We start from the raw sequence: 18,380 nt of genomic DNA, 5'->3' as shown, positions 1-18,380 counted from the left end.
CGTACTCGGCGATGGTGGGTTGTGCCGTGCTGGTGGCCGGCAGGTCCGCCAAGACCCGCCGCGTGGGCGCGATCAGACCATCACGCACCCGCAACCGGCGACGACGACCAGCCCCCGAGCCCGTAGCCGACCTAGGCCGCCTCGTCCAAGAGCCGCAGCAAATGATCCCGCCCGGCACCGAGCAGCCCCGCAAGCGGCGCAGCCGACTCGTGCCAGCGCTTCTCGTACTCCCAGCACAACCACCCGTCCCACCCGCGCCGGCAGAGCACATCCACGCACTCGGTGAGCGGAAGTACCCCCGAGCCCAGCGGCAGCGGCACCGTGTCGTCGGCCGAGGCGATGTCCTTGACCTGCACATATCCCAGATGCGGCGCGAGAGCCGCATATGTGTCGGACGGCTGCTCGCCGCCCAGCCAGGTGTGCATCACATCCCACAGCGCCCCCACCTGCCGGTGCCCGACCGGCCCGAGGACCCGGATCGCGGCGGCACCGGTGCGGTGCGAGTCGTGCGTCTCCAGCAGGATCCGGACGCCCAGCGCGGCAGCGTCCTCCGCGGCGGTGCCGAGCCGCCGGGCGGCGATGGCGTCGGACTCCTCACGGGGACGGTCCGGGTCGGCGCCGGGGAAGACCCGGATGAAGGGGGCGCCGAGGTCGTGGGCGAGCTGAAGGAGATCCCGGATCTCCGTCAGCACGGGAGAGTCCGCCCCGGGCGCGGCGACGCGCGCGTACCCCGCGACGCCCAGCACCTCGACCCCGGCCTCCTTGAACAGCGCCGCGGTCCCGGCGCGTTCGGCGGGGGAGAGGCCGGGATGCACCGGCTCCTCCGGGTGGGCGCGCAGTTCGACACCGTGGTAGCCGTGCGCGGTCGCGAGCGCCAGGACCTCAGGGACGGGCAGGCCGGGGACACCGAGAGTGGAGAACGCCAGCTTCATGGCCCGGACCCTACTCGCCCTGCCCGTCACTCGCGCTGCTTGTCACTCGCCCGATCCATGCAGATCCAGCCGCCAGTCCTGTCCCACGAGATCCCTGCCGAAGGAGCGGTGCGGTTTCTCGGCGACGAGCACGAAGCCGTGTCGCTGGTAGATACGGCGGGCACCGCTCAGCACGTCGTTGGTCCACAGCACCAGCTCGCGGTAGCCGGCCCCGCGCGCGAAGTCGATCACGGCCCGCACCAGCCGGTCGCCGACGCCGTGCCCGCGCGCCTCGGGCTCGACGAGCAGCAGCCGCAGCCGGGCGGCACCGGGTGCGTCGTCCCGTACACACATCACACAGCCCACCGGCCGGCTGCCCTGTTCGGCGATCCACACCCGCTCCAGATGGGGGTCATGGTCCTCCGCGAAGTCGGCGACGATCCGGGCGACCAGCCCCTCGTAGTCGGCGTTCCAGCCGTACTCGGCCGCGTACAGCGCGGCGTTGCGCTGCACGATCCAGCCGAGGTCACCGGGACCGGTCTCGCGCAGGACGACCTCGTGGGACCCGGCGCGCCGCTCGCCGAGGATGTCCTGGATGGTCCGCATGGCCTCCGCCAGCCGTGGCCGGTCGGCCGGGGCCACGGTGTCGAGCAGCGCCCCGATCGTCTCCCGGGCCCGCTCGTCCAGCACTCCGGCGGCCTCCCGGCCCCGTTCGGTCAGCCGTACCCGCCGCCGGCGCGGATCGCTCTGCGAGGGCCCGCGCTCGATCAGGCCGGCGTCCTCGAACTTGTTCAGGATGCGGCTCAGATACCCGGCGTCCAGGTCGAGCTGGGTGCGCAGCTCGACGGCGTCCAGGTGCGGAACCCGGGCGAGTTCGTACAGCACGCGGGATTCGGTGAGGGTGTACGGGGCGTAGAGGCGGCGGCCGTAGTCGAGGGCGCCGATGAGGCCCGTGTAGAAACGGTTGAAGGCGCGGACGTCCTGGACGGTCATGATCGCCCCCAGATGCTTGACTCAGTCAGAGATATCGTCTCTCCGAGCCTAGGTCCGCCGCCCGCCCGCGTCCATGGATCGACCCCTTTCGGCGCCCCAACTTCCTTTGCTGGTTCTTTCTTTCTCTGACTGGTCCAGCTTTTGACATCCTCGCGATCGCATCGTACGTTTGAAATCAAACGTCACATATGTCCGTTTTGAATCGGCAGTGACGACGCCCCCGCAGGGCATCGCGGGCGGCGGACGATGCGCAGAGCTACGCGCAGGCTCTGGAGCGCTGGCGGACGGCCCGTGGAGGCCGCCGAAAAACAATCAAACCCTCGGAGAGGGGCTCATCATGCGCGCGCACGCGACTCGTATCAAGAGAGTGGCCATCGCGGTCTGCTCAGCACCGATCCTGGCCATCGCGGCCGGAGCCGGGGCTGCCCACGCCGCCACCACCGCTGCTCCTGAGCACGTCACCGCCTCCGCGTTCACCGACGACCACGGTGGTGGTTGGGGCGACCACGGCGGCGGCTGGGGCGACCACGGCGGCTGGGGCGACCACGGCGGTTGGGGCGACCACGGCGGTTGGGGCTGGGGCGACGACCACGGCGGCTGGGGCTGGGGCGACGGCGGCTGGGGTTGGGGAGATGGCGGCTGCGACTGAATGCCGGCAGGCGTGATCGACGCCCTCTGAGAACAAAGGGTGAATCCGGGTGCCCGACCCCAAGGGCACCCGGATCCATATGACCAGACGGTGAGGCGGTGACCGGATGAGGATCGTCTGCGTGGGTGGAGGTCCGGCCGGGCTGTACTTCTCGATCGCCGCGAAACTGCGGGACGCCGGGCACGAGATCATCGTGATCGAGCGGGATCCGCCGGAGGCGACGTACGGCTGGGGCGTCGTGTACTGGAACGATCTGCTGGACATCCTGCACCGCACCGACCCCGAGAGCGCACGGGCGGTGAGCGCCGGTTCCGTGCTCTGGCAGGACCAGGAGATCCGCCTGCACGGCAGCCGGCACGACGGCACCGCGTACTTCGGCGGCTACGGCTACAGCATGGGCCGCGCCGCCCTGCTGGAGGTCCTGACCCGGCGCGCGCGAGCACTCGGCGTCGACGTCCGGCACGGCCAGAAGCTCGACGACCCCGCCGACCTGCCGGAGGCCGACCTGATCCTGGCCGCGGACGGCGCGGGCAGCCGGATCCGGCAGAGCCGCGTCGAGCACTTCGGCACCCACGTGGAGACCGGCCGCAACCCCTACATCTGGCTCGGCACCGACCGGCAGTTCGGCAGCTTCGTCTTCGACTTCGAGGAGACCCCCGCGGGCTGGATCTGGTTCCACGCCTACCCGTCGATCAAGGGGCGGATCAGCACCTGCATCGTGGAGTGCTCACCGCGGACCTGGCAGGGCCTGGGGCTCGACACGCTCGAAGCCGAGGACGCCGTACCCCTGCTGGAGAAGATCTTCCACCGCGCCCTCGACGGCCACTCCCTGATCAGCAGATCACGCGGCGAACCGGCGAAGTGGCAGCGGTTCGGGCACATCAGCAACCGGACCTGGGTCGACGGCAATGTCGTCCTGGCCGGCGACGCCGCCCACACCACCCACTTCACGCTCGGCTCCGGCACCCGGCTCGCGATCATCGACGCGATCGTGCTGGCCCACGCTCTTACCCGGTACCCGGACCTGCGGACGGCGCTGCGCGAGTACGACCAGCACCGCCGCGCCGAACTGCACTCCACGCAGGCCGGAGCGCGCTCCAGCATGGCCTGGTTCGAGCAGCTCGACGACTATCTGGACCGCGACCCGGTCTCCTTCGCCTACGCCATGTCGGTCCGCACCGGCCGGCAGCGCGCCTGGAAGTACCAGGTCCACCTGGCCACCCAGCTCGCCGCCGTCCGCGGCGCACGGCGTGCCTACGACACGGGCAAGCGCTGGTACCACGACCGCCGCAGGGGCGAGGCGGCGCTGCCGATTCTGGGCCGGTCACTTCCCCGCTGACGGCACCCCGGTGGACCCCCGCACCATCAACTCCCCCCGGACGGAGGCGACACCTCCCGGCGGCGCCTCCTCCCGCCCCATGGCGATGCGCCCGGCCCGCGCCCCCGCCTCCGCCAGCGGCAACCGCACCGTCGTGAGCGAAGGCACCGCGTCCACACTGAACGGCAGGTCGTCGAACCCGGCCACCGACACATCCTCGGGAACCCGCAGCCCCGACTCCCGCAGCGCCGCGGACGCCCCCAGGGCCACGGAGTCGTTCGCTGCGACGACCGCCGTCAGCGAGGGGTCACGGCGCAACAACTCCAGCGTGGCCTCGTACCCGGACTGCCGGTCGTACCGCCCGTGCACCGTCCAGCGAGGGTCCTCCTCGACCCCCGCCGCCGCCAGCGCGGCCCGGTGGCCCTCCAGCCGGTGCCGGGTCGTCGTACGCTCCTCGGGGCCCGCGATGTAGCCGAGGCGCCGATGGCCGAGGCCGAGCAGATGCTCGGTGAGCCGGCGTGCCCCGCCCCGGTTGTCGAAGGTGAGGGCGACCGCGTCGGTGCCGGGCGCAGGCGGCCGCCCGCACAGCACCACCCGGGTGCCGGCCTCCGCCAGCTTGCGCAGCTTCGCCGCGACCGCCGCCGCGTGCGGCGCGTCCTCCACGGCCCCGCCGGTCAGCACCACGGCCGCCGCCCGCTGCCGCTGCAGCAGCGTCAGATACGTCAGTTCCCGCTCCGGCGAGCCGCCCGTGTTGCACACGACCGCCAGCCGCTCGCCGCCCGCCCGGCCGCCCGGACCGCAGATCTCGGCCTGGATCGCGCTCGCCATGATCCCGAAGAACGGGTCGGCGATGTCGTTGACGAGGATCCCGACCAGATCCGACGTGGCCGCGGCGAGGGCGCTCGCGGGGCCGTTGAGGACGTAGTCCAGCTCGTCCACCGCTCGCAGCACCCGCTCGCGCGTCGAGGCAGCCACCGGGTAGTTGCCGTTCAGCACGCGCGACACCGTCGCGGGTGAGACCTGGGCGCGGGCCGCCACATCCGCCAGGGTCACCGTCATGTCGTCGTCCTCCGGTCGCGCATCGTGTCGTACGCCCTCGTAGACAGCCAGGCCAGGCCACTGGTTCCGAGAAACTGTCGACCAGACCTTAAAGCCATGGACCCGGAGTGTTCGCCCCCTCGAACAATTCGAAGGGGACACGGTCTTGTACAGACCAGTGTCCAGAGGCTAGCTTCTCACGATAGAAAGCGCTTGCTGCGCTCGCTTGCTCGCTTACTCGCTTGCCGTACCGACCGGGGCGCGCGGCGCCCCCGAAGGGGACTGACGTGACACGCAAGACGGTGCGTATCGCCATGAACGGCGTGACCGGGCGCATGGGCTACCGCCAGCACCTCGTCCGGTCGATCCTCGCCCTGCGTGAGGCGGGCGGGCTCGACCTCGGCGACGGCACCGTGCTGTGGCCGGAGCCGGTCCTGCTGGGCCGACGCGAGCACGCGCTCAGGGAGATCGCCGACCGGCACGGCCTCGATCACGTCTCCACCGACGTGGACGCCGTTCTCGCCGACCCGGTCGTCGACATCTACTTCGACTCCCAGGTCACCTCCGCCCGCGAGGAGTCGATCAAGAAGGCGATCGCCGCCGGAAAACACGTCTACACCGAGAAGCCGACGGCGACGGGACTGGCCGGCGCCCTCGAACTCGCCCGTCTCGCCCAGGAGAAGGGCGTCAAGCACGGCGTGGTCCAGGACAAGATCTTCCTGCCGGGCCTGCTGAAGCTGAAGCGCCTCATCGACGGCGGCTTCTTCGGCCGCGTCCTCTCCGTCCGGGGAGAGTTCGGCTACTGGGTGTTCGAGGGCGACTGGCAGCCGGCCCAGCGCCCCTCCTGGAACTACCGAGCGGAGGACGGCGGCGGCATCGTCGTCGACATGTTCCCGCACTGGGAATACGTCCTGCACGAACTGTTCGGCCGAGTGAAGTCCGTCCAGGCCCTCGCCACCACCCACATCCCGCAGCGCTGGGACGAACAGGGCAAGCCCTACGACGCGACGGCGGACGACGCGGCCTACGGCATCTTCGAGCTGGAGAGCGGCGCCGTCGCCCAGATCAACTCCTCCTGGGCGGTCCGGGTCAACCGCGACGAACTGGTCGAGTTCCAGGTCGACGGCACCGAGGGCTCCGCCGTCGCCGGCCTGCGCACCTGCCGCGCCCAGCACCGCTCCGCGACCCCCAAGCCGGTCTGGAACCCGGACATCCCCGCGACGGAGGTCTTCCGCGACCAGTGGCAGGAGGTGCCGGACAACGGGGACTTCGACAACGGCTTCAAGGCCCAGTGGGAGCTGTTCCTCAAGCACGTCTACGCCGACGCCCCGTACCACTGGGACCTGCTGGCCGGTGCCCGTGGTGTCCAACTCGCCGAGCTGGGACTGAAGTCCTCGGCCGAGGGGCGCCGTATCGAGGTACCGGAGATCTCCTTGTGACTATTCAACTCCCGTCCCTCGATGGGACGTTGCGGCCGTACGAGCCCCGCACCGAGCCCCTGCCGGTGACACCGGGCACCCCCTTCACCTCCCGTACGGTCTTCGCGGCGGCGCATGTCGTGGCCGACCCGTACGCCGACACGACCCCCGACTCGCCCGCCGCCGTCGACTGGGACGCCACCCTCGCCTTCCGCCGTCACCTCTGGTCCCACGGACTCGGCGTCGCCGAGGCGATGGACACCGCCCAGCGCGGCATGGGCCTGGACTGGGCGGGCGCGGCCGAGCTGATCCGCCGTAGCGCGGCCGAGGCACGGTCGGCCGGGGGCCGGATCGCCTGCGGGGTCGGCACCGACCAGCTCACGGGCGGTTCGCTCGCGGAGATCCGCGCCGCCTACGAGGAACAGCTGGCCGTGGTCGAGGAGGCGGGCGCCCAGCCGATCCTGATGGCGTCCCGGGCCCTGACCTCCGCCGCTTCCGGCCCCGAGGAGTACCTGGAGGTCTACGGCCACCTGCTGCGCCAGTCCGCCGAGCCGGTGATCCTGCACTGGCTGGGCCCGATGTTCGACCCGGCGCTGGAGGGCTACTGGGGCGCGACGGACCTGGACCCGGCGACGGAGGTGTTCCTGGACGTCATCGCCGCGTACCCGGACAAGGTCGACGGCGTCAAGGTGTCGCTGCTGGACGCCCGGCGCGAGATCGGCCTGCGCCGCAGACTGCCCCGAGGGGTCCGCTGCTACACCGGCGACGACTTCCACTACCCTGAGCTGATCGCGGGTGACGACCAGGGCTTCAGCCACGCCCTGCTCGGCATCTTCGACCCGCTGGGCCCGCTGGCGGCTCAGGCGGTACGGGTGCTGGACACGGGGGACACGGCCGGCTTCCGGGGCCTGCTGGACCCAACCGTGGAACTGTCCCGCCACCTCTTCCGGACCCCGACCCGCTTCTACAAGACCGGCGTGGTGTTCCTGGCCTGGCTCGCGGGCCACCAGACGCACTTCGCGATGGTTGGCGGCCTCCAGTCGGCCCGCTCCCTGCCGCACCTGGCCCGCGCCTACGAACTCGCCGACGGCCTGGGTCTGTTCCCGGACCCGAAGCTCGCGGAGGAGCGGATGAAGACGCTGCTGTCGCTGTACGGGGTGACCTCATGACGGCCGAACTCTCGCGTCTCAGCATCAACCAGATGACGGTGAAGCAGCTGGCGCTGCCGGAACTGGTGGGCGCCTGTGGTCAGTTGGGTGTCGGTCAGGTGGGCCTGTGGCGGGAACCGGTGCGGGAGTACGGCCTGACGGAGACGGCGCAACTGATCCGCGCGTCGGGCCTGACGGTGACGACGCTGTGCCGGGGCGGCTTCTTCACGGCGATCGACCCGGAGGCGCGAGCGGCGGCGCTGGCGGACAACCGGCGTGCGATCGAGGAGGCGGCGACGCTCGGCACGGACACCCTGGTCCTGGTCTCGGGCGGCCTCCCGCCCGGCAGCAAGGACCTGCGGGCGGCTCGCGAACGCATCGCCGACGCCCTCGCCGAACTGGCGCCGTACGCCGAGAACCACGGCGTCCGCCTGGCCATCGAGCCGCTGCACCCCATGTACGCGTCCGACCGCTGCGTGGTCTCGACCCTGGCCCAGGCCCTGGACCTGGCCGAACGCTTCCCGGCGCACCAGGTCGGGGTGACCGTGGACACGTACCACATCTGGTGGGACGACCAGGCTCCGGCGCAGATCGCGCGGGCGGGGGCGAGCGGCCGTATCCACTCCTTCCAGCTCGCCGACTGGATCACCCCGTTGCCCGAGGGTGTCCTCAACGGCCGGGGCCAGATCGGCGACGGTGCGATCGACATGCGCGAGTGGCGGGACTATGTGGAGGCGGCTGGATACACGGGCCCGATCGAGGTCGAACTCTTCAACGACGATCTATGGGCCAGGGATGGCCGGGAAGTGCTGGCGGAGACGGCGGCGCGGTTCGTGCAGCAGGTGATCCGCTCGTAGTTCGCGGCCCGACCCGGCGCACCGGGTCAGGCCGGGGTCCGCCCTACCTGACCTTGTACTCGCAGGGCTTGTTGCTCTTGCCGCCGTCGTTGTCGGTGACTTGCCTGCCATCGACCTTGATCATGCAGGATGCCATCTTCAGCGTCCCGCCGGTGCCCTGGACCGAGCCCGGGACGACCGACACCAGGTACCCCACCCGCTGTTCAGCAGCCGTGAGGTGGATGGTCTCCGTCTTCGTCCACGGCAGCTTCTGTGTCCCGGAGCCATCGCTCGACAGGTTGTACATCACCATTGTGCTGCCCTCGCCGGCGACCTGCAGCGTCACGGTGTGGGTGGCCTTGTCGGCTGTCTTGGCCGCCGACGGCACGCTCGGCGAGGCCGCTTTGCCGCTGGCCGAGTCCTTGCCGCTGCCGCCGCATCCCGTCAGCAGCAGCGCCGCCGTGGCGAGGGCGGCTGCGACGGTAACTGTCCTGCGCATGTTCCCCGTTCCCTGATCGGTTTCCTGTCGCGAAGGGCGACGGCGAAGATCCAATCATGTTCGGGTTCAAGATGCCTCTCTCAGATGTCCCCGATCCGACCGTCCTTGACGGCGGTCACGAATGACTGCCAGCCGTCGCTGGAGAAGATCAGGGCAGGTGCGGTGGTGACTTTGCTGTCGCGGACGGGGACGACGGTGTGGCCGCAGGCGATCTCCAGGCATTCGTCGTTGTTGCCACTGCTGTAGCTGGACTTGTACCACCCGGTGAGCATGGACGAGTCGGAGACGGTGTGCTCACTGCTGACCATGTGCGTGTTCCTCCGCTGCCGCCCTGACTGCGGCCAGTGATTCCTGCTGCGACAACGCGTCGCTCAGCGCGAGAGCGCAGGCGGTCTGGCTGGCGGCCACCAGCGCCGGATCGTCCATCAGATTGCCGGTGAGAAAGCCTTCGGCATAGGCCACCGGAGCAGAGTCCTCGAAGCTCATGAGCGTGAGCAGGCTCTGCTGAAGCGGGTCCGCCCCGACACCGTACGGAAGCACATGAAGCCGCAGCCGCCCTGCCTCGGCCGTGTCCGCGATCTTGTGCAGCTGTTCGGCCATGAGCTGCGGGCCACCGACGCGGCGCCGCAGCACCGTCTCGTCGAGCAGCGTCCAGATGACCGGCTGCTCGGAGCCGTCGAGGATTTGGCGGCGTTTTGTGCGGTTGACGAGGAACTCGTCAAGTTCCTCAGCCGTATAGGTCGGCCGGTAGGCGCGGAAGAGGGCACTCGCGTAGTCCTCGGTCTGGAATACGCCGGGAACCAACGACAGCGCGAACTGCTGGATCAGCGTGGCCTGTTGCTCAAGCTCGGCCACGGCCGCGAAGTAGTGTGCGTACTTCGACTCCAGGTCCTCCAGCCACCGTGTGAAGAACCCGTCCGTTTTGAGTGCCTGGTCGATCCGCCGTGCGTCATCGGGCTTGGGCAGCCTCCTCCCCGCCTCGTAATGACTGATCAGCGTGGGTGAGCACACGATCAGTTCGCCCAGCTGTTCCTGGGTGAGCCCGGCCGCGATCCGCCGCAGCCTCAGCTCCTCCCCGTACTTCTCGCGCGGCGTCCGCGGCCTGCGGTCAACGCTCATGCGGCCAACTCCCGTTCCTGACAAAGGCGCTGTCAAGCCCCCGCCCCTAGCAGCGTAGCCAGCCCCGACCCCACTCTGTGAGCGATTCCCCACAGAACGCAGTCACCGCAGGTGAGAAAGCAGGTCGGCATGACACATCTCCTCGCCCGGCTGGTCGAGCCATTGCTCCCTCCCTGTCTCGACCTCGTGGAGACCTACGCATGAGCGGGCGCCTGCTTCCCTGGACCGGTGCGGACGGCAAACCCTGCTGTCTGATGGGTGACGGCACGGGATACGTCTCCCGGCTTGCGGACCAGATCGAGAGCGTGCAGCTCGGTATGGCGGCGGGTCTGCTGGACCACGCGGCCGAACTCCTCGCCGAGCAGCGGCTGACCGGCGAGGAGCTGCGCTTCCTGGCCGAGCGGCTCAGTGAGTCCCTGACGGACGTCAAGCGGGTCGCGGAGAGCAGGGGGCACGGCTCGGCCGGCCGGGCGCGGGGCCGACGAGCAGGTCATTGTTCAGTCGGCGCTGACGTCGGGCTGTGGCACGATGCCGTGATGATCATCTCGCCCATTCCGCCCGTCGTTCCCGCAGGCTACCTGGCCAAGCTGCAACAACCCGTGCTCGCCCTCGACGGCGGCCTGGAGCTGCGCCCCTGGCGCGTCAGCGACGCCGGCACGTTGGTAGCCGCTGGGCAGGAACCGACGATTCGCCAGTGGAACCGACTGGTCGTGACCTCGCTGACGGAAGCACGCAAGCGAATCGAGCGCATGCACGAGCGCTGGCAGAACGAGCAGAGCGCCATATGGGCCATCGCCCACCCCGACGGCGGCCAGGCCGTGGGCCTGATCGGCTGGGGCGACATCGACCTCGCCGGTGGCAGCGCCGAAATCCTGTACTGGATCCTGCCCGCAGGACGCGGGCGCGGCGTCGTGGTCGAGGCAACGAAGCGCCTCAGCCGGTGGGCGTTCGACGACCTCGGCCTGCACCGGCTCCGGCTGTGCCACGCGGTGGCCAACCAGGCGTCGTGCCGAGTGGCGACGAAGGCCGGCTTCTCCGTCGAAGGCACGATGCGCAGCGCGCTGCTCCACGAGGACGGGTGGCACGACGAGCATCTGCACGCCCTGATCCAGGGCGACATCTGACGCTCTTCCGCCCCGTCCGCGCTAGAAGAACACCCCGCACCGCAACAGCACATTCGCGTACGGCCGTGCCTCGCCGGTGCGGACCACCAGACGTGCGCCCGCCGAGAGTTGCTTCAGGCGTTCGTGCGGTACCAGGGACAGCCTGGGGAAGCGGCCTTCCAGCAGGACCCTGTTGGCGCCGCCCATTTCCTCCGCCGCCGTAGCCCCCTCCACGACCAGCTCGGCCAGCAGGCCGTCCAGGACCTCGGCGAAGGACGGGACGCCGGCTCGGAACGCCAGGTCCACCACGCGGGGCCCGGCCGGGATCGGCAGGCCCGCGTCGCACACCAGCACCGTGTCGCCGTGTCCCAACTCGGCCAGGGCACCAGCCAGATGGCGGTTCAGGATCCCCGCCTTCTTCACAGGGCGTCGACCTCCCGCGCCGTCGGGTACGACTCCTGTGCGCCCCGTTTCGTCACGGCCGCCGCGCCCACCCGGGCCGCATAGGCCGCCGCCTCCGGCAGATCCGCACCCGACGCCAGCTTCCAGGCCAGCGCGGCCGTGAACGCATCACCCGCGCCCGTGGTGTCCACCGCGTCCACCTTCACCGACGGCACGGCGGAGACACCACCGGAGTCGGCCACCAGGGCCCCCTCCGCGCCCAGCGTCACCACCACCGACCGCGGGCCCTTGGCCAGCAGCAGCCGTGCCCAGTCCGCCGGGTCCTCGCTCACACAGGACTCGCCGAGGATCACCCGCGCCTCGTGCTCGTTGACGATCAGCGGATCGCAGACCGCCAGCACCTCCGTAGGCAGGGGGCGCGGCGGGGACGGATTGAGTACGAAGCGGCCGTCCGGGGACAGGTTCCGCACGACCTCCACGACCGTCTCCAGCGGGATCTCCAACTGCGCCGAGACCACCCGGGAAGCGAGGAAGAGGCTCACCGCCGCCCGGACGTCCGCCGGGGTGAGCCGGGCGTTCGCGCCGGGCGACACCACGATGCTGTTGTCCCCGGAGGGGTCCACCGTGATCAGCGCCACGCCCGTCGGCGCCCCGCCCACCAGCACGCCGACCGTGTCGACGCCGGCCGCGTGCAGGGAGTCCAGCAACAGCCGGCCGTGGCCGTCGTCGCCGACCCGGGCCAGCAGGGCCGTACTCGCGCCGAGCCGGGCGGCGGCGACCGCCTGGTTGGCGCCCTTGCCGCCCGGGTGGACGGCCAGGTCGCCGCCGAGCACCGTCTCACCGGCGGCCGGCCGCCGTTCGACATCGATCACCAGGTCGGCGTTGGCCGACCCCACGACCAACAGGTTGTAGTCGTACATCAGTTGACTCCCCTTGCTCCCCTGAGAGATGACCCGCCCATTGACAGCCGTCCATGTCCGGCCGCCGCTGTCAGCCGCTGAAACCGGCCACGTCGTCCTTCGTGACCACCTTCACCGGTACCTTCACCGTCGGCTCCACCTTCTTGCCCTGGACCGCCCGTAGCGCGTTGTCCACGGCAATCCTCCCCAACTGCGTCGGCTGCTGGGCGACCGACGCGTACAGCGTGCCGTTCTTCACCGCCGTCAGGCCGTCCGGGGTGCCGTCGAAACCGACCACCTGTACGGACTTGCCGGCCTTGGAGCCGAGCGCCTTGGCCGCGCCGAGCGCCATCTCGTCGTTGGCGGCGATGACGCCCTGCACGTCCGGGTGGGCCTGGAGCAGGTTCGACATCACGTCGAGGCCCTTGGTGCGATCGAAGTCGGCGGGCTGCTGGGCCAGCACCTGGATGCCCGGGTAGGCCTTGAGGCCGTTCGCGAAGCCCTGCGCGCGCTCCCGTGCCGCCGACGTACCCGCCTGGCCCTGCAGGATCACGATCTTGCCCTTCCCGCCGAGTTTCCCGGCGATCGTCCTGGCGGCCAGCTCACCGCCTGCCACGTTGTCGGACGCCACCAGAGCGTCCACGTCGGCCTTGTTGACGCCCCGGTCGACGGCGATCACCGGGATCTTCGCCTGGTCGGCGGCCTTGACCGAATTGCTCGCCGCGTCCGAGTCCACCGGGTTCACGATGATCGCGCCGAGGCTCGAACTGGTGAAGTTCTGCAGCTGGTTGGCCTGCTGCGAGGCGTCGTTCTGGGCGTCCGTGACGGTCAGGTCCACGCCCAGTTTCCTCGCCTCGGCCTGGGCCCCCGCCCGGATCTGCACGAAGAACGGGTTGTTGAGGGTGGACAGCGACAGGCCCATCCTCGGGTTCGTGGAGGACGACGAACCGCCGTGCAGGAAGGAGGCCGCGCCGACGATCGCCACGGTCACCACGGCCGCGAGGGCGTACGTCGCCGCCTGCTTGCCCTTGCCGGCTCCCCCGGGGCCGGTCGCCACCGAAGTCGCCCCCGCCTTGCGCCGCACGGTGTCCAGCAGCACCGCCAGCGCGATGACGACACCGATCACGACCTGCTGCCAGAAGGCCGAGACGCTCAACAGGTTGAGGCCGTTCCTGAGCACCGCCAGGATCAGTGCGCCGATCAGCGTGCCGGACGCCTTGCCGGTGCCGCCCGCGAGGGAGGCCCCGCCGATGACGACCGCCGCGATCGCGTCCAGCTCGTAGCCGTCGGCGGCCTGCGGCTGCGCCGACGACAGCCGGGAGGCCAGCACGACACCGGCGACGGCCGCGAACACCCCGGACAGCGCGTAGATCGCGAGCTTCTGCTTCGGCACGCGCAGCCCGGACAGCCGTGCGGCCTCCTCGTTGCCGCCGATGGCGTACATGGAGCGTCCGATGTACGTCCGCCCCAGCACAAGAGCGGCGGCCAGCCCCATCACCACCATGACCAGCACGGGCACCGGCAGCCAGCCGCCGAGCGTGTCCCCGAGGTGCGAGACCGAGGTGGGGAAGGCGATCGGCGACCCCTGCGAGATCACCAGGGCGAGACCCCGCCCCACCGACAGCATCGCCAGCGTCGCGATGAACGGCGGCAACTTGCCGTAGGCGATGAGGAAACCGTTCACCAGCCCCGCCACGACACCCGTGCCGAGCCCGAGCAGAACGGCGACCGCCACGGGCACCCCGTGCTGCGTGGCGCTCCAGGCCAGCACGGTCGCCGACAGCGCGGCCACGGACCCGACCGAAAGATCGATGCCGGCCGAGACGATCACAAAGGTCACACCGAAGGCGAGGATGGCCGTAACGGCCGCCTGAACACCGATGTTGAGCAGGTTGTCCGTCGTCAGAAAGTCCCCGGACAGCGCCGACAGGGCGATGACCAGAACGATCAGCGCGGTGAGCGCGCCGTTGTCGAGGAGCAGCCGGCGCAGGCCACCCGGGGCGCCGGTCGCGCTCGCCCGGCTCTTGAGCGTGTCAGTGGCCACGGGAGGCCTCCTTCGCGGTGTTCTTCTCAGCGGTGGGGGTGGAGACGGCGAGCGCCATGACGGCGTCCTGTGTGGCGTCGGCCGCGGGCAACTCGCCGGCGATCCGGCCCTGGGCCATCACCAGCACCCGGTCGCTCATGCCGAGCACCTCGGGCAGATCACTGGAGATCATCAGCACGGCGGCCCCGGCGGCGGTCAGCTCATTGATCAGCTGATAGATCTCGACCTTCGCGCCGACATCGATCCCACGCGTCGGCTCGTCGAGGATCAGTACCTTGGTGTCGGCCAGCAGCCACTTCCCGATGACGACCTTCTGCTGATTGCCACCGGACAGGGTCCGCACACGCTGCCCGAGCCCGGCCATCCGCACGCCCAGCTGCCCGGCGATCCGCTCGGCGGCGGCCCGTTGACCCTTGCGGTCGACGAGCCCGCCCCGGGTGGCGGCCCGCATCGTCACGAGCCCCAGGTTCTCCTCGACGGAGGCGTCGAGCACGAGCCCCTGCCCCTTGCGGTCCTCGGGCACGAGCCCGATCCCGGCCGCCATGGCGGCGTTCACGTCATGCCGCTTGAGACGCGTCCCGGAGACGGCGACGACCCCGCCGTCGTACGGATCGGCCCCGAACACGGCCCGTACGACCTCGGTACGCCCGGCGCCCACCAGCCCCGCGATCCCGACGACCTCACCGGCGTGCACCTCGAAGCTCACGTCGTGGAACACCCCGTCCCGGGTGAGCCCCTCGACGGACAGCAAGGCCGCGCCGCGGTCGGCCCGTTGCCGTGGATACTGCTGCTCGATGGACCGCCCGACCATGAGCCGTACCAGCTCGTCCTCGGACGTGGAGGCAGGCACCTGCCCGACACTGCGCCCGTCCCGGATGACGGTGACCCGGTCCCCCAGGGCGGCGATCTCCTCCAGATGATGGGTGATGAAGACGATCCCGACGCCATCCGCGCGCAGTTGGCGCACGATGCCGAAGAGCTTCTCGACCTCCTCCGAGGTGAGCACGGCGGTCGGCTCGTCCATGATGAGCACACGCGCGTCCAGGCTGAGCGCCTTGGCGATCTCGACCATCTGCAGCCGCGCGATGCCGAGTTCACGCACACGCGCGCGTGGAGAGACCCGAACGCCGACACGTTCGAGCAGGACGGCGGCCTCGGCCTCCATCCGCTTGCGGTCGATCATCCCGAAGCGCCGAGGCTGCCGCCCGAGGAAGATGTTCTCGGCGACGGTCAGATCCGGAACGAGATTGAACTCCTGGTAGATGGTGGCGATCCCGAGCCGCTCGGCGTCCTGGGCGCCGTGAATCCGCACTTCGCGGCCGCCTGCCCGGATCCGCCCGGCGTCGGGCGTATAAGCCCCGGAGAGCATCTTGATCAGCGTGCTCTTGCCGGCGCCGTTCTCACCGAGCAGCACATGGACCTCGCCCCGGCGCAGATCGAAGTCGACGCCGTCGAGCGCGACCACGCCGGGGAAGGTCTTCCGTATGCCCTCGATGCGCAGCAACTCGTCCGGGTTGCTCACGACGTGCTCCTGTTCTTCGGGGGATGCTCGCCGCACGAGCGGCGCACGACGAGCCGGGCGGAGAGGGTGACGGACGCGGCCGCCCGCCCCTCGATGCGGTCGACGAGCGCCCGTACGGCCGCCCGCCCCAGCTCACCGGTCGGCTGGGCGATCGCGGTGACGGGCGGATCGGTGTGCACGAACCAGGGGATGTCGTCGAACGCGGCCAGCGCGATGTCGTCCGGAACGCGCAGCCCACGCGCGCGTACCGCGTCGAGTGCACCGAGTGCCATGAGGTTGTCGGCGGCGAAGACGACCTCCGGCGGCCGAGCCAGATCCAGAAACCCCTCGGTGACCCGCCGCCCGCTCTCGGCCTGGAAGTCGCCCTGGCCCGTGTAGGCCTCGGGGAGCGGAAGCCCGTACTCGGCGAGAGCGGCCCGGAATGCCTCGACCCGCTCACTGCCGGTGGTGGTCGCGGCGGGCCCGGCGATGATGGCGAGCCGCCGGTGCCCGAGCGCGTACAGATGCGCGACCAGATCCCGTACGGCCGCCCGCCCATCGGCCCGTACGACGGGCACGGCCACGCCCGGGATCCAGCGGTCCACGAACACCGTGGGCGTCCCGGCCCGAGCGGCATCGAGCATGAGCGGCGACCCCCCGTCGGTGGGGGAGACGAGCAGCCCGTCGATGCGCCGGTCGAGCAGATTCCGCACGTGGTGATCCTGAAGCTCGGGCCGTTCGTCGGCGTTCCCGATGATCACGCTGTACCCGAGGGCCCGGGCCTCCTCCTCGACGGAGCGAGCCAGCTCGGTGAAGTAGGGGTTCAGCACATCGCTGATGACGAGCCCGAGGGTGTGGGTCTGGTCGGTACGCAGCGACCGGGCGACGGCGTTGGGCCGGTACCCCAGCTCCTCGACGGCGGTCAGTACGCGCGCCCGTGCGTCGGCGCTCACCGACGGATGCGCGTTCAGGACACGCGAGACCGTGGCGACGGACACCCCGGCCGAGGCGGCGACGTCCTTGATACTCGCCATCGCGGGGCTCACCTCCTTGTGAGAACTCTTTGGCGGCCGGTCGTGTAATCGATTCCACGCCGGGCCGCAGGAAGGATTGGAATCGATTACACGGGTGGTGTGCAAGAGGTTGAAGATTGACCGAAACCTAATCGTGACCGGAGGCTAGGAAGGGCCGGCGCCGGGCCCGGGCCGGCTCAGTTCCGCCTTGGCCCGCCGGGTGCGCTCGTCGGCGAGGACTTCCGTACGGCCCGCCTCGACGGCGTCGAAGGTCTGCTCGGCGATCGACTCCGGGGTGTTCTTGGGGTGAGTCACATGGGCGGCCATGTCCGTGTCGATGTACCCGCAGTGCACGCCGACGACAAGAACGCCGGTGCCGCTCAGCTCCCCCCGGATCCCGTTGGTCATGGCCCAGGCGGCGGCCTTGGAGGCGCTGTACGAGCCCATCGCCGGGTTGGTGAACCAGCTGCCGATGGACAGCACGTTGACGAGGGCGCCGGGGGCGTGGGTGACGAGCAGCGGCGCGAAGGCACGGCACATGGCGAGGGTGCCGAAGTAGTTGACCTCCATCTCCGTGCGAGCGGCGTCCGTGCCGGGTGCGGCGAGCAAGGGGCTGTCGGTCAGTACTCCGGCGTTGTTCACGAGCAGGGTCACGTCGGAGCAGGTCTCGGCGGCCGCGGCCACCTGGGCGGGATCGGTGACATCGAGGCGGACCGGAACGACGCCGGGCTCCACGACCGAGCGCGGGTCGCGGGCCCCGCCGTAGACGCGCCGCGCGCCACGCTCCAGCAGCATCCGGGCCAGCACCCGCCCCAGCCCACGGTTGGCGCCGGTCACCAGGGCGGTGGCGCCCGCGATCGGCATGCTCAAGGTCACGGAGTCGTCCCTTTCGTCTTCGTCGCCCACTACGGCATCCCCTTCTTCGTCCACTTCAGGCAGGAGGCGGTCTCGTGGAACCCCAGTCCCCGGTAGAACCCGGTCGCACGGCGGGTCGGCACGGTCACCTCGACGTCGTCGTAGGCGAAGACGTGACGGGGGTTGGTGTACGTGCCGACGATGCCGACGATCTCGACCTCAAAGCCGGTCTCTTCGCGGGTCTCGCGGATGGCGCAGTCAGGCAGCGAGTCTCCGATGTGCATGGCGCCTCCGGGCAGAGCCCACATGCCTTTGTCGCGACGGCACTGGAGCAGGATGCGCCCGGAGTCGTCGACAACGACTGTGGAGGTAGCGGGAACCAGGCTGTTCGCTGCCGGGGCTGTCCCGCCCTTGAGGACGTAGGTATGCACCCGCCGCTCCAGGTCGGGAACTCACCAACGGCGTCCCACCTGTTGGCTCCGGTACGCACGGCAACGGGTCGGACTCTGTGGCGGGGCTGTGACGTAGGACGGTTGCAGATGCGATCGGCAGCTGTGAGCATGGCAAGGGCGGAAACGTTTCTTATCAGACCGTACCGGGGGAGGCGACATGAAGTTCGACATGGGTGCGCAGA

The 18,380-nt window shown here is 70.3% G+C and carries 18 protein-coding genes and 1 pseudogene; 6 read left to right on the top strand and 13 right to left on the bottom strand.

The window, feature by feature from the left end:
• Positions 1-131: 131 nt before the first annotated feature.
• Positions 132-932, bottom strand: coding sequence for a sugar phosphate isomerase/epimerase (locus AV521_RS15630; protein ID WP_076088703.1), 801 nt, complete (start codon positions 930-932; stop codon positions 132-134).
• A gap of 42 nt (positions 933-974) precedes the next feature.
• A complete protein-coding gene (locus tag AV521_RS15625) occupies positions 975-1,904 on the bottom strand; it encodes a bifunctional helix-turn-helix transcriptional regulator/GNAT family N-acetyltransferase (RefSeq protein ID WP_076088701.1) in 930 nt (309 codons plus the stop codon).
• A 337-nt stretch (positions 1,905-2,241) separates the two neighbouring features.
• Between AV521_RS15625 and AV521_RS15620 the strand changes: the two genes are divergently transcribed.
• The gene (locus AV521_RS15620) at positions 2,242-2,553 is read left to right on the top strand and encodes a hypothetical protein (RefSeq protein WP_143658613.1); all 312 of its coding nucleotides are present in this window, start codon (positions 2,242-2,244) and stop codon (positions 2,551-2,553) included.
• Positions 2,554-2,674: 121 nt separating this feature from the next.
• Positions 2,675-3,892: an FAD-dependent monooxygenase gene (locus tag AV521_RS15615; RefSeq protein ID WP_218639353.1), complete on the top strand. Its 1,218-nt coding sequence runs from the start codon at positions 2,675-2,677 to the stop codon at positions 3,890-3,892.
• On the opposite strand, the gene AV521_RS15610 is transcribed toward AV521_RS15615, so the two are convergent.
• Positions 3,878-4,930, bottom strand: coding sequence for a LacI family DNA-binding transcriptional regulator (locus AV521_RS15610; RefSeq protein ID WP_076088697.1), 1,053 nt, complete (start codon positions 4,928-4,930; stop codon positions 3,878-3,880). The two genes, AV521_RS15615 and AV521_RS15610, sit on opposite strands and share 15 nt — an antisense overlap.
• 266 nt (positions 4,931-5,196) lie before the next feature.
• Here AV521_RS15610 and AV521_RS15605 point away from each other — a divergent pair, with 266 nt between their 5' ends.
• Genes AV521_RS15605 through AV521_RS15595 form a run of 3 tightly spaced genes read left to right on the top strand, consistent with a single transcriptional unit; the run spans position 5,197 to position 8,332 of the window.
• Positions 5,197-6,348: a Gfo/Idh/MocA family protein gene (locus AV521_RS15605; RefSeq protein WP_076088695.1), complete on the top strand. Its 1,152-nt coding sequence runs from the start codon at positions 5,197-5,199 to the stop codon at positions 6,346-6,348.
• On the top strand, positions 6,345-7,496 hold the full coding sequence (locus AV521_RS15600; protein WP_076088693.1) for a dihydrodipicolinate synthase family protein: 1,152 nt from the start codon (positions 6,345-6,347) through the stop codon (positions 7,494-7,496). The genes AV521_RS15605 and AV521_RS15600 overlap by 4 nt, the downstream gene beginning before the upstream one ends.
• Entirely contained in the window at positions 7,493-8,332 is an 840-nt protein-coding gene (locus tag AV521_RS15595) for a sugar phosphate isomerase/epimerase (RefSeq protein ID WP_076088691.1), read from the top strand. Before AV521_RS15600 ends, AV521_RS15595 begins: the two co-directional genes overlap by 4 nt.
• Before the next feature lie 43 nt (positions 8,333-8,375).
• Here the strand turns inward: AV521_RS15595 and AV521_RS15590 are convergent, their stop codons facing one another.
• The 3 genes from AV521_RS15590 to AV521_RS15580 all read right to left on the bottom strand — a co-directional run bounded on the left by AV521_RS15590 (position 8,376) and on the right by AV521_RS15580 (position 9,929).
• A complete protein-coding gene (locus tag AV521_RS15590) occupies positions 8,376-8,810 on the bottom strand; it encodes a hypothetical protein (RefSeq protein WP_076088689.1) in 435 nt (144 codons plus the stop codon).
• An 80-nt stretch (positions 8,811-8,890) separates the two neighbouring features.
• A complete protein-coding gene (locus tag AV521_RS15585) occupies positions 8,891-9,118 on the bottom strand; it encodes a DUF397 domain-containing protein (protein WP_076088687.1) in 228 nt (75 codons plus the stop codon).
• Positions 9,105-9,929: a helix-turn-helix transcriptional regulator gene (locus AV521_RS15580; protein ID WP_076088685.1), complete on the bottom strand. Its 825-nt coding sequence runs from the start codon at positions 9,927-9,929 to the stop codon at positions 9,105-9,107. Before AV521_RS15580 ends, AV521_RS15585 begins: the two co-directional genes overlap by 14 nt.
• 200 nt (positions 9,930-10,129) lie before the next feature.
• Between AV521_RS15580 and AV521_RS52255 the strand changes: the two genes are divergently transcribed.
• Complete coding sequence (locus AV521_RS52255; protein ID WP_305965167.1) at positions 10,130-11,053, top strand: GNAT family N-acetyltransferase; 924 nt, start codon at positions 10,130-10,132, stop codon at positions 11,051-11,053.
• A 21-nt stretch (positions 11,054-11,074) separates the two neighbouring features.
• Here AV521_RS52255 and rbsD read toward each other — a convergent pair whose 3' ends face one another.
• From rbsD to AV521_RS15540, 7 genes and pseudogenes are all read right to left on the bottom strand, one after another.
• Positions 11,075-11,455: a D-ribose pyranase gene (rbsD, locus tag AV521_RS15570; RefSeq protein WP_076088683.1), complete on the bottom strand. Its 381-nt coding sequence runs from the start codon at positions 11,453-11,455 to the stop codon at positions 11,075-11,077.
• Entirely contained in the window at positions 11,452-12,354 is a 903-nt protein-coding gene (locus tag AV521_RS15565) for a ribokinase (protein WP_076088681.1), read from the bottom strand. Before AV521_RS15565 ends, rbsD begins: the two co-directional genes overlap by 4 nt.
• Positions 12,355-12,424: 70 nt before the next feature.
• Positions 12,425-14,377, bottom strand: coding sequence for a substrate-binding domain-containing protein (locus AV521_RS15560; protein WP_076088679.1), 1,953 nt, complete (start codon positions 14,375-14,377; stop codon positions 12,425-12,427).
• On the bottom strand, positions 14,367-15,899 hold the full coding sequence (locus tag AV521_RS15555) for a sugar ABC transporter ATP-binding protein (protein ID WP_076088677.1): 1,533 nt from the start codon (positions 15,897-15,899) through the stop codon (positions 14,367-14,369). Before AV521_RS15555 ends, AV521_RS15560 begins: the two co-directional genes overlap by 11 nt.
• Complete coding sequence (locus tag AV521_RS15550; protein WP_076088675.1) at positions 15,896-16,912, bottom strand: LacI family DNA-binding transcriptional regulator; 1,017 nt, start codon at positions 16,910-16,912, stop codon at positions 15,896-15,898. Before AV521_RS15550 ends, AV521_RS15555 begins: the two co-directional genes overlap by 4 nt.
• A gap of 144 nt (positions 16,913-17,056) precedes the next feature.
• The gene (locus AV521_RS15545) at positions 17,057-17,767 is read right to left on the bottom strand and encodes an SDR family oxidoreductase (protein ID WP_305965166.1); all 711 of its coding nucleotides are present in this window, start codon (positions 17,765-17,767) and stop codon (positions 17,057-17,059) included.
• A gap of 125 nt (positions 17,768-17,892) precedes the next feature.
• Positions 17,893-18,177, bottom strand: a pseudogene (locus AV521_RS15540) (NUDIX domain-containing protein); the annotation flags it as partial.
• Positions 18,178-18,380 lie beyond the last annotated feature (203 nt).

It is taken from the genome of Streptomyces sp. IMTB 2501 (assembly GCF_001953885.1).
Lineage (GTDB): Bacteria > Actinomycetota > Actinomycetes > Streptomycetales > Streptomycetaceae > Streptomyces.
The sequence above is the reverse complement of the archived record's forward strand: the minus strand, read 5'-3'. Positions and strand labels throughout refer to the sequence as shown.

Coding starts and splice junctions, on each gene's coding strand:
- AV521_RS15630 (WP_076088703.1), bottom strand. CDS start 932: ATGAAGCTGGCGTTCTCCACTCTCGGTGTCCCCGGCCTGCCCGTCCCT.
- AV521_RS15625 (WP_076088701.1), bottom strand. CDS start 1,904: ATGACCGTCCAGGACGTCCGCGCCTTCAACCGTTTCTACACGGGCCTC.
- AV521_RS15620 (WP_143658613.1), top strand. CDS start 2,242: ATGCGCGCGCACGCGACTCGTATCAAGAGAGTGGCCATCGCGGTCTGC.
- AV521_RS15610 (WP_076088697.1), bottom strand. CDS start 4,930: ATGACGGTGACCCTGGCGGATGTGGCGGCCCGCGCCCAGGTCTCACCC.
- AV521_RS15595 (WP_076088691.1), top strand. CDS start 7,493: ATGACGGCCGAACTCTCGCGTCTCAGCATCAACCAGATGACGGTGAAG.
- AV521_RS15590 (WP_076088689.1), bottom strand. CDS start 8,810: ATGCGCAGGACAGTTACCGTCGCAGCCGCCCTCGCCACGGCGGCGCTG.
- AV521_RS15585 (WP_076088687.1), bottom strand. CDS start 9,118: ATGGTCAGCAGTGAGCACACCGTCTCCGACTCGTCCATGCTCACCGGG.
- AV521_RS15580 (WP_076088685.1), bottom strand. CDS start 9,929: ATGAGCGTTGACCGCAGGCCGCGGACGCCGCGCGAGAAGTACGGGGAG.
- AV521_RS52255 (WP_305965167.1), top strand. CDS start 10,130: ATGAGCGGGCGCCTGCTTCCCTGGACCGGTGCGGACGGCAAACCCTGC.
- AV521_RS15565 (WP_076088681.1), bottom strand. CDS start 12,354: ATGTACGACTACAACCTGTTGGTCGTGGGGTCGGCCAACGCCGACCTG.
- AV521_RS15550 (WP_076088675.1), bottom strand. CDS start 16,912: ATGGCGAGTATCAAGGACGTCGCCGCCTCGGCCGGGGTGTCCGTCGCC.